General features: G+C 39.7%; 10 protein-coding genes. 7 read left to right on the forward strand and 3 right to left on the reverse strand.

Annotated features, from left to right (window positions below; translation table 11 throughout):
• Positions 1-33: 33 nt before the first annotated feature.
• The 6 genes from IJS99_06780 to IJS99_06805 all read left to right on the forward strand — a co-directional run bounded on the left by IJS99_06780 (position 34) and on the right by IJS99_06805 (position 6,883).
• Entirely contained in the window at positions 34-348 is a 315-nt protein-coding gene (locus IJS99_06780) for a hypothetical protein (protein MBQ7561520.1), read from the forward strand.
• Positions 349-384: 36 nt separating this feature from the next.
• Positions 385-1,440, forward strand: coding sequence for a sel1 repeat family protein (locus IJS99_06785; GenBank protein MBQ7561521.1), 1,056 nt, complete (start codon positions 385-387; stop codon positions 1,438-1,440).
• A gap of 31 nt (positions 1,441-1,471) precedes the next feature.
• Complete coding sequence (locus IJS99_06790; protein ID MBQ7561522.1) at positions 1,472-1,912, forward strand: MerR family transcriptional regulator; 441 nt, start codon at positions 1,472-1,474, stop codon at positions 1,910-1,912.
• A 23-nt stretch (positions 1,913-1,935) separates the two neighbouring features.
• Positions 1,936-3,036: a tyrosine-protein phosphatase gene (locus IJS99_06795; protein ID MBQ7561523.1), complete on the forward strand. Its 1,101-nt coding sequence runs from the start codon at positions 1,936-1,938 to the stop codon at positions 3,034-3,036.
• 41 nt (positions 3,037-3,077) lie between these two features.
• Positions 3,078-4,229, forward strand: coding sequence for an aldo/keto reductase (locus IJS99_06800; protein ID MBQ7561524.1), 1,152 nt, complete (start codon positions 3,078-3,080; stop codon positions 4,227-4,229).
• 134 nt (positions 4,230-4,363) lie between these two features.
• Entirely contained in the window at positions 4,364-6,883 is a 2,520-nt protein-coding gene (locus IJS99_06805) for a hypothetical protein (protein ID MBQ7561525.1), read from the forward strand.
• 56 nt (positions 6,884-6,939) lie between these two features.
• On the opposite strand, the gene hemB is transcribed toward IJS99_06805, so the two are convergent.
• The 3 genes from hemB to greA are packed head-to-tail and all read right to left on the reverse strand — an operon-like array spanning position 6,940 to position 9,404.
• The gene (gene hemB, locus IJS99_06810) at positions 6,940-7,923 is read right to left on the reverse strand and encodes a porphobilinogen synthase (GenBank protein ID MBQ7561526.1); all 984 of its coding nucleotides are present in this window, start codon (positions 7,921-7,923) and stop codon (positions 6,940-6,942) included.
• Complete coding sequence (locus tag IJS99_06815; protein MBQ7561527.1) at positions 7,916-8,923, reverse strand: NAD-dependent epimerase/dehydratase family protein; 1,008 nt, start codon at positions 8,921-8,923, stop codon at positions 7,916-7,918. Before IJS99_06815 ends, hemB begins: the two co-directional genes overlap by 8 nt.
• The gene (greA, locus tag IJS99_06820; protein MBQ7561528.1) at positions 8,904-9,404 is read right to left on the reverse strand and encodes a transcription elongation factor GreA; all 501 of its coding nucleotides are present in this window, start codon (positions 9,402-9,404) and stop codon (positions 8,904-8,906) included. The genes IJS99_06815 and greA overlap by 20 nt, the downstream gene beginning before the upstream one ends.
• Positions 9,405-9,482: 78 nt before the next feature.
• Between greA and IJS99_06825 the strand changes: the two genes are divergently transcribed.
• A complete protein-coding gene (locus tag IJS99_06825) occupies positions 9,483-10,199 on the forward strand; it encodes a Bax inhibitor-1/YccA family protein (protein ID MBQ7561529.1) in 717 nt (238 codons plus the stop codon).
• The last annotated feature ends 111 nt before the right edge of the window (positions 10,200-10,310 follow it).

Consider the following 10,310-nt stretch of genomic DNA (forward strand, 5'->3'; position numbering starts at 1 on the left):
CATGCTATATTTATTTGCAGGAGGGATTATAATTTGATATTCAGTAAAGCAGATTTCAGAACGGAAATAGAATTATTGCCGGTTATTGATTCAAATTTACCGCGCGATATTTTAGAGTCCCGATATGATTTATTATTTATATTGAACGGGCTGACTCACTATAAATTAAGCGTTAAAGATTTAAACGAGGCTTTTATTTTACTTGCTGATATGCTGGAAAAAAATTTAAACATTCCCGAATCTGACAAAATCAAGCTCCCATTTTCTGCGCTGGGAACTCTTGAGTCGACTCGCGGCAAGTTGACTCAACAGGAGAAAATTATTTTTGCGTTTTGCGTTTATTATTAGGTCTGTGTTGAATTATATGACAAGAAAGCCGGGCGAATGTTAAGCGCAATTAAAGAATTAAACTCTCAAGAAAGCATAATAGCTCGTTTACAGCAAGAAATTAATAATCACCCCGAAAAATTTGCATTCTTGAGCGAGAAAAAATCACCGTTCGGAACTAAGGACAACCCAGCGCAGGCAACGAGTCAAACTCACGCAAGAATCTATCTCACAAATTTATACACGCCTCAAAGCAAACATATTAAATTCAGCAAAGTTACAAGTGTACCCGGGCCAAATAAAATAATGCTCGATCTATATGATATTAAATACGATTCGCCGGATGGACTCAAAGAAAGCCAGATATATATAAATCCCAGCTCGCAAATTAACTCGACTGAAGCACCGGAGGGACTCGAATATTACGAAGATGACCCGGATTCGCTTTTCACACTGGGAATGAATTTATTTAATGGTGAGGGAGTCAATCCCGATTCAGATAAAGCTATTCAGTTACTCAAGAAATCAGCAGGACGAGGCCACGCAGAATCACAATATAATTTAGGCTTGATTTATTCGGGAATGCATAATTACAACGAGGCAATAAAATTTTTTTCTCAGGCAGCAAGTCAGGATCATTTAAGGGCACTCGTTAAACTGGGCAATATTTATTATAAGGGTGAAGGAGTCTCGCAGGATTATAGCAAAGCAGCCGAATATTATTCACGAGCGGCACTAAAGGGGGACTCTGATTCGCAATATTATCTAGGATTTCTATATTATTCAGGTGAGGGAGTAAATCAAGATAAGCGCAGGGCCGTAGAATTATGGAGCAAGGCAGCTTTACAGGGTCATACGGAGTCGCAATACATAATGGGACAACTTTATAGAACCGGCAAAGATTTGCGGCAAAATTATAACGAGTCAATAAAATATTTCTCTCAAGCGGCGGCCAAGAATCACCCGGAGTCTTTATTTGCGCTCGGTCAAATGTACGAGAACGGCGAGGGAGTCAGACGCGATATAAATCAAGTGGTAAAATTTTATAAACTCGCAGCTGAACAAGATAACGAGGACGCTGTAAAATCTCTTCGGAGGCTTGGGAAGATTTAGAGTTATTTATAATATGTAAGGAGATAAAATTTTGCCGTATACTATAAAACAAATTTCGCAAATAACCGGACTCCCTGCGTCAACTCTGCGTTATTATGATAGTCAGGGGTTGCTGCCTGAACTCAAACGCGATAATAATAATATTCGAGTCTTTACTGATAATGATATAAGCAGCATAAAATTAATAAATTGCCTCAAACGTTCGGGCTTGTCGATAAGGGACATAAAAAATTTTCTTGACATGCTGAGAGAAGGCGACGGGACATTAAATGAAAGACTCGCGATATTTCATAACAGGCGGGATATTTTGCGGGATGAATTAAAGAATTTGCAGGAAGTATTAAACGTGATCGAGTATAAATGCTGGTTCTACGAGAGAGCTTGCGAGGCCGGCACAACTTCAGGAATTAAGGAGTCAGATATTCCCGAAAAATTCAAGAATGCACGGGATATTTTGCATAAAATTATTTAGCTTAATTAGGAGGGGCTTGACTCATGAAAAAATTTGCTGTTTTTATTATATTATTTGCGCTTGTGTCTTCAGGATTTGCCGGAGAAAAATTTTCAATCTCTCATCAAGCTAATTACGGCGGAGTGATAATTAACGGCAGTATAGAAAATTTTAACTCATCAGGCTTTGAACTCGGCGACAGTGTTAATATAGAATTCTCGAACGGTGAAAAATTTATAGATGTTCCATATCATAACGGCTATTACGTGAAAATAGGCGAATTGATTTTAACTGCTTATCCCGGGCGTGAAAATGTTTGGCTTCAAAGAAATTACGGCTCGGATTTATGGCAGGATTTGAATTTGAGCGAGTCAGACTCCGTTACAATTTCGTTAAATCAGCGCGGGAAGTATAAAACTATTCAGGAAACTAGAGCATTACACTACACAAATAAACGCGCTCATTATTCAAGTGATGAAGTATTTGCAAATTTTCGAGCTATAAATTTAGGCTGTCTCAAGAAAAATTATATATATACGTCTGCATCGCCTTGTGATAATGGGCATAATAGGGCGGTTTATGTCGATAATTTAGCGAAACAAGCCGGGATTAAATGTATATTAGACCTCGCTGACAGTGATTCAGAAATAAAAGATTACATGTCAAAATCTGATTTTAATTCGCCATATTTCAAAACTTTGTACGATAATAAATGCGTCATTGCGATTGATTTAACGGCAAATTTTCATAATATTGACTTCAGGAAAAAATTAGCTGCCGGGCTCGCCGAACTCTCAAAGCATGAAGGGCCGTATTTAATTCATTGTCTTGAAGGTAAAGACAGAACGGGATTCACCAGTATAATAATCGGTATGCTTGCCGGAGCGTCATATAATGAAATTGAGAATAATTACATGCTTTCTTACGCGAATTATTACGGACTGACCCGCGAGAATGACCCTCAGAAATATAATATTATTGCAGCTGAACATTTTGCCCCGATGATAAATTTTATAGCTCAAGACGAAAATATTAATACAAAGTCAGACAATAATAATTTTGCGAAATATGCAGGAAAATTTTTGCTTGATTCAGGAATGACCGAGCCAGGATTAAACGCGCTTAAGTCCCGAATACTTGAATAACGCGATATAATGCAGGTAAATTTTTTAGGGGGAATAATTTAATGCTTTATCGTGAACTCGGTAATACCGGCTTGAAAGTCAGTGAAATTTCTTTAGGCTGTGAGGGCATGACCGAAGAGAATTATTTAATGTGTGAGAAATTATTTAATTTGGCTGAAGAGTCAGGCGTAAACTATTTTGATTTATATTCGCCCGATCCTGAATTACGTTCACACATAGGCCAAGCGTTACAAGGCAGACGCGAAAAATTTATAATTCAGTCTCATTTGTGTTCAATTTGGAAGGACGGCCAATATACACGCACAAGAAATTTACAGGAAGTAAAAACAGGCTTTCAAGAAATGCTAAAACTTTTACAGGTAAATTATATTGACGTGGGAATGATTCATTATTGCGATGCTCTTGACGACTGGGACGAGATAATTAATAACGGAATTCTTGATTATGCCCGTGAATTAAAGCAGTCAGGACTAATTAAGCATATCGGGTTAAGTTCTCATAATCCGCAAGTTGCCTTAAAAGCTGTCGAGAGCGGGGCGATTCAAGTATTAATGTTCAGCATAAATCCGTGTTATGATTTACAGCCTGCCAGTGAAGACGTAGAAGATTTATGGCGTGATGAGAATTACGAGAATCATTTAACAAATATGGATCCTGAGCGCGAGAAATTATACGAGACTTGTAATAGACTCGGAGTCGGAATTACAGTAATGAAATGTTTCGGGGGCGGTGATTTACTTGACTCGAAATTATCTCCGGCGGGTGCTGCATTAACTGTCAATCAGTGTATAGCTTATGCTTTGAGTCGTCCTGCTGTATCGTGTATTTTATCCGGAGCCCACTCGGTGAAAGAATTTCAGGACTCAATAAATTTTGAGTTTGCAAACGAGTCAGAAAGAGATTACGCGCTCGCCCTTGCCTCGTTCCCTAAAATCGGCTGGGAGGGACATTGTATGTACTGCACTCACTGCGAGCCATGTCCGGTTAAAATCGATATTGCTTCAGTTACTAAATTCTTGAATCTCGCTAAATCCGCAAAAAATAATATTCCTGAAACAGTGAGAAATCATTATGAATTACTCAAGCATCACGCCGTAGAATGCATACAGTGCGGGACATGTGAGAAACGCTGCCCGTTCGGTGTAAATATACGCGCTAACATGAAAGAAGCTCATAAAATTTTCGGTCTGTAAATAATAATTTGGCACTTGCTTAAATTTGAGTGAGTGCCTTTTTTTGCCGCAAATTATAAAATATTCCCGTGTAATTGCCGAAAATATAAATCAGGAATATATAAATCTTTTAGCAGGAGGCGCATATTTATATCATGATGACGGGCGTTAATAACACTATAAAACTTGCATATAATGCTTTGACATCAACGAATAAGGCAATAGAGAACACCGCGCGGGCTTTATCAACAGGGAAACGTACAGCAACGGCAGCCGATGACGCAGCAGGACTCGCAATGAGCATGAAAATATCTTCACAAATTGCCGGAGTCGACCGAGCTATACGTAATTCACAAGATGGAGTCTCAATGCTTCAGACTGCAGAGGGAGCACTAAATCAAATTAATTCAATGCTGCAGAGAATGCGGGAATTATCAATACAGGCAGCAAATGACTCTTTGACGACTCAAGACAGAAATTATATACAGCTTGAGATCGGCGAATTACGCAAAAATATTGACAACGTAGCAAAAAATACTACATTTAATACTAAGAGATTACTTGACGGCAGTTCGGGAGCATCATGGACTTCTGATAAAGTTTCTACAAAGGTAAAAATTTCAGGCTCATTAACTGCGATTGATCAATTCGGGCAAAAATCTACAGTCGAAGGCAATTACAAAATTGAAGTCAGAGCTAAACCCGGCCAAGCTCAAGTCTTGAAATCCGGAATTTTCACGATTCCAGAAATTAATGACGGCGACTCGGAAAATGAATATACTTACACGATTAATATAGAAGACGGAGAAGACATTAACGGCGCGACTTCAGGGAATGGCTGGAAATTTGAAAATGGAGTCTTGAATATCACCGAATCAGGCAAATATCATATACAGGGCAGCGGCTCAATAACTGATAATAAAATAGTAATAAGTCAGGGAGTCGACGCTCAAATAAGATTAACGGACGTAAATATAAATTCAGCGTCAGGGAGTGCTTTTGAAGTCAACGGTGCGAACGTGAAATTATTTCTTGCCGGCGATAATATTTTGAGTGCAGGCTCGGACGAAAGCGCAGGGCTTGAAGTTCAAAATGTAGACGGCTATACGAGTTCACTTGTTATAAATAGTTCAGAGGGCACGGGCTCGGAAGAAGGAACTTTAACGGCGACTGGCACGGGCTGCGGGGCTGGTATAGGCGGGGCTTGTCATAATTCACCGAACTGGAAAGGCTCTGTCGGAGAAATAACTATTAACGGCGGTACTATTATTGCAAACGCGGAAAATTCCGGGGCTGGTATAGGCGGAGGCGGATATTATGACTCATACACAGATGAGGGCGCGCATGTAAAAATCACCATCAACGGCGGAAATATCACAGCAGAAGCAACGGGCACAGGTGCAGGAATAGGCAGCGGAGGAAATGCACGGGGCGATTCGTCAAATATAGATTTCATAAAAATTAACGGCGGCAAAATTACAGCTACAGGCTCAGGAGGCGGCGCAGCAATAGGAGGCGGGCTTAACTCCAACGGCGGCAATATAGAAATAAGCTCAAACGCTGAATTAAATTTATCGGGATGGATTGATACAGCAAACGGGGCGACTCGTTCAATAGGTCGAGGTCAAGACGGCGAAATTTCCGGCAGTGTTACTGATACAGCAACTAATCCCGAAAAAATTATAACTTTACGAGATATTCCCGAATTCTATAATGCAAGCGGAGTATTTATGCTTGAACAGCCTCAAACTATAAATATTTCTCAAGGCAATGGGCAGTCAACGAGCATAACTCTTCACGCTACTGACACAATTAATGACGTCCGCAGAAAATTAAATGACGCTATAGCATATGATTTGAATCAGGCTCTATATACTGACAATCCGAATAATTTTGTTAGCTTTATTACTGAACCCGATATAAGCGGCCTCGAATCAGTTGCGAATACGTTTATAATTCGTTCGGCAGTTGCAGGAAATGCGGGCAAATTAAGCATTACGTCAAATAATCAGGATTTATTAAACGTGTTAGGCTTTAATACGATTCAGGAAGCAACAGAGAATAATTTTACTGCTTCAGTTTATGAGGCTCATACGGGCAAAGTTTTAGCGAAAAATATTCAGACCGACGGAAATAGCATTAACGGAATAATCAGCCCTAATATAAGCGTAGAATTTGATCATATGGCAAATGTTAAAGCAATGTGGAGCGACTCGGCAAAAAATTATGTATTATATTCTGACTCGCAGGCATATGAGACGACTATTCATTTAGTAGATAGGAGAACAGCTTTTCAGGTCGGGCAGAATTTAGGCGAGGACTTTTACATCAATATAGGCGACATGACATCGAGCGCACTGGGAATCGACAAAATAAATTTAACGTCAAGAAAGAGCGCATCAGAGGCCATTACTATAATTGACTCTGCTATTCATAAAGTTTCTTTACAGCGTTCAAGAATCGGCGCATATCAAAACGAGCTAGAATATAACACTAACAGCCTTACTGAAACGAGCTTGCAGTTAAATGCCTCAGAAAGCCGCTTAACTGATACAGACATGGCAAGGGAATATATAGAATTCGTGAAGCTGCAAATTTTGAATAACGCGGGGAGTTCTATGTTATCACAGGCAAATCAAAACGCTCAAAATCTCGTCAACGTCTTAGCACTATAAAAAATTTTCTCCCCTTCTCTGAATTCAATGGGCAGGGGAGAGTCTTATTTCATTTATTATATTTCTCCGTTGTTAATCCATTCGGCCAAGTCGAGCGCAAAATAAGAAATAATTATATCTGCACCCGCTCTTGCTTGAGAGATTGCCGACTCGATTGCTATTTTTTTCTCGTCAAGCCAGCCCATTAACGCCGCAGCCTTTATCATTGAGTACTCACCGCTGACTGAATAAGACCCGACCGGAATTAAAAATTTTTCTTTGACTGACTTCAATATATCAAGATAAGCGAGTCCCGGCTTAACTATTATCATATCCGAGCCCTCTTGTATATCAAGCATTGCTTCCTTCAGTGCCTCGCGCGAATTTCTTATATCCATTTGGTAAGATTTACGATCCCCGAACGCAGGAGCCGACCCCGCAGCCTCCCTGAATGGCCCGTAAAATGAGCTTGCATACTTCACAGCGTACGAAAAAATTAACGTGTCCTGCAAATTATTCGCGTCAAGTGCCTCACGTATTGCCAAAGTGTGCCCGTCCATCATGTCAGAAGGTGCTACTATATCAGCGCCGGCGTTTGCTTGAGAGACTGCTATTTTTGCGAGATATTCAAGCGTTGAGTCATTATCAACACAGCCATTTTTTATTATTCCGCAATGTCCGTGTGAAGTGTATTCGCACATGCATACATCGCCGATAATATTTAAATCCGGGAATTCATTTTTTGCGAGTCTTATAGCTTGCTGAATTACTCCGTTATCGTCCCACGCTGAAGAGGCGCACTCGTCTTTATGTTCAGGCAGTCCAAATAATAAAATCCCCCCGATTTTGTTTCTTGCTGCACGTTCAAGAATCACCGGCAATTTATCGGGGCTGTAACGTCTTTGACCGGGCATTGCTGGTATATCTTCAATGATATTTTTGCCTTCACGAACGAAAACGGGATAAATTAACATTGAAGATTTTAATCTCGTCTCGCAAGTTAAATCGCGTATTGATTGAGTCTTCCTTAAGCGTCTTGGCCTGATTCGTAGATTATTCATGTAAAAATTTCAGTCCTTCTTCAAGATATATAACAGGTTCAAATTTTAGCACTTTCTTAGCAAGTTCTATAGAAGCAGACGAGTGCAAAATATCTCCCTCTCTGGGTGACTCGTGAATTGCCTTAATTTCTCGTTCGGGGGCAAATATTTTATAAATTTTAGCGAGTAATTCATTAAGACTCGTTTTGACTCCGCAGCCTATATTGAAGACTTGCCCGGCCGCCTTATCTTCAAGAGCAGCAAGAATATTAGCTAACACTACATTTTGAACCGCGCAAAAATCCCGTGTAGCTTCTCCCGTTCCATAAATTATGGGAGTCTTCCCTGTTTTCACAGCACTAACCCATTTAGGAATCACTGCGGCATATGCTCTATTAGGATTTTGACGAGCTCCGAACACGTTAAAATATCTCAAGCCCACGCACTCAAGTTTATATACTCGTGTGAAAAATTCTGCGTTTATCTCGTTAATATATTTAGTCATAGCATATGGAGATAAAGATTTGCCGGTTTTGCTTTCAAGTTTTGGTATAGTTTGGTCATCTCCATAAACTGCGCTGGAAGTTGCATATACTACGCGTTTAATATTATTTTCTCGTGAGGCCTGCAAAATATTCATGAAACCTGTTATATTTACATCGTGATATTTTAATGGGAACTGCATGGACTCAGGAACTGACGCAAGAGCAGCATGATGCAGTACATAATCAACACCCTTTAGAGCTTCACGACATGAGTCAAGATTTGTGATACTTGAATCAATCAGCGTAAAATTCTCTGCGTGGCCTGAATTCTTGAGTGCTGAGTCAATATTTTCTTGAGTCCCCGTGCTGAAATCGTCAAAGCCCTTCACATTCTGCCCGATCGATAATAAAGCCTCCGTCAAGTGTGAGCCTATAAACCCCGCCGCACCTGTTACAAGCCATGTATATTTTGCGTTTAATTTGCCCGATAAAATTTTAGAATAAATACTCATTGCATTATTTATTAATCGAGACAATTTTTAACTTTCTTGTGCCTCTAGGAATCTTGACGAGGACTTCAGCTCCTACAATATGCCCTGAAATTGCCTGACCGACCGGACTTTTTTGTGATATTCTCTGAATTCCTTTCGCGTTGACTGCCGCACCCGATAATTCTTCAGAGCCTACGAGTTCATACGTGAAAATTTTTCCGGGCTGATCTAAATCTTCAAGCGTTATCGTTAAGCCTATACCGACTCTATTTGTGTCAAGTTTTGCCTCGTCTATAACAGTAACTTTGCTTAAAGTATTCTCAAGATCTAATATTCTATCTTCGAGCTTGGCCTGTTCTTCTTTAGCTGCTGCATATTCTGCGTTCTCGCTCAAGTCTCCGAATGCCCTAGCCTCTTCTAATTGTCTTGCTACTTCCTGACGCTTTACTGTTCTCAAGTGCGTTAATTCTTCGCTTAATCTCTCGTAACCCTTTCGAGTCATCTCATGAGTTTCTGTTTTCTTCATAATAATTCCTCACATTCTGATAAAATATAACTTGCATATTTTACTTCTATAATATATTTTAAGGGAGATGCAAATTTTATGGCACAATATGAAAATTATATGCCTTCTTATGCGGGAACGGATACACTAGAAATAACTAATACACTTTTCCGCAAAGTCTATCAGTTTATGGCGTTAGGATTAATTATTACTGCACTAACAGCATATTTTACGGCAGCGACTCCGGCGATGATAAGATTCTTTTACGGATCAAGAGCTCCGTTAATTATTGCGGCAGTTGTTGAAATCGGCTTAGTGCTTTATTTAGGATTTGCAATTAACAAAATTTCTGCGGGAACTGCTTTAACATTATTCTTGCTTTACAGCTTTGTGAACGGTCTCACACTCTCGATTTTATTGCTTGTATATACTCAGGCATCAGTTTATCAGGCGTTTTTTACCGCTGCGGGAATGTTCGGAGTCATGAGCGTTTACGGGCTATTCACTAAGAAAGATTTAACCGGCATGGGAAGTTTCTTGATTATGGGCTTATTCGGGATAATTATAGCGAGCTTGATTAATATTTTCGTGAGATCTTCAGGCATGGAAATGATTATAAGCATAATGGGAATAATTATTTTTATGGGCTTGACTGCTTATGACACGGCAAAAATTAAGCAGCTTTCTATGACTGTCAACGGAGCGGACTCATCAGCATTAACAAAAATTGCAGTAATCGGAGCGTTACAGCTTTATCTTGATTTCATTAACTTGTTTATATATCTGCTTAGGATATTCGGCAAACAGAGAGATTAAGATTTATTATTTATCCCCCTTGTCGTAAATGGCCGGGGGGAATTTTTTTATTATTTACACAAGTTATTAATTTATCGCTCGTAATATCGAGTAATGGGGGGGGGGGGGGGG

This window comes from Synergistaceae bacterium, assembly GCA_017444345.1.
Lineage (GTDB): Bacteria > Synergistota > Synergistia > Synergistales > Aminobacteriaceae > JAFUXM01.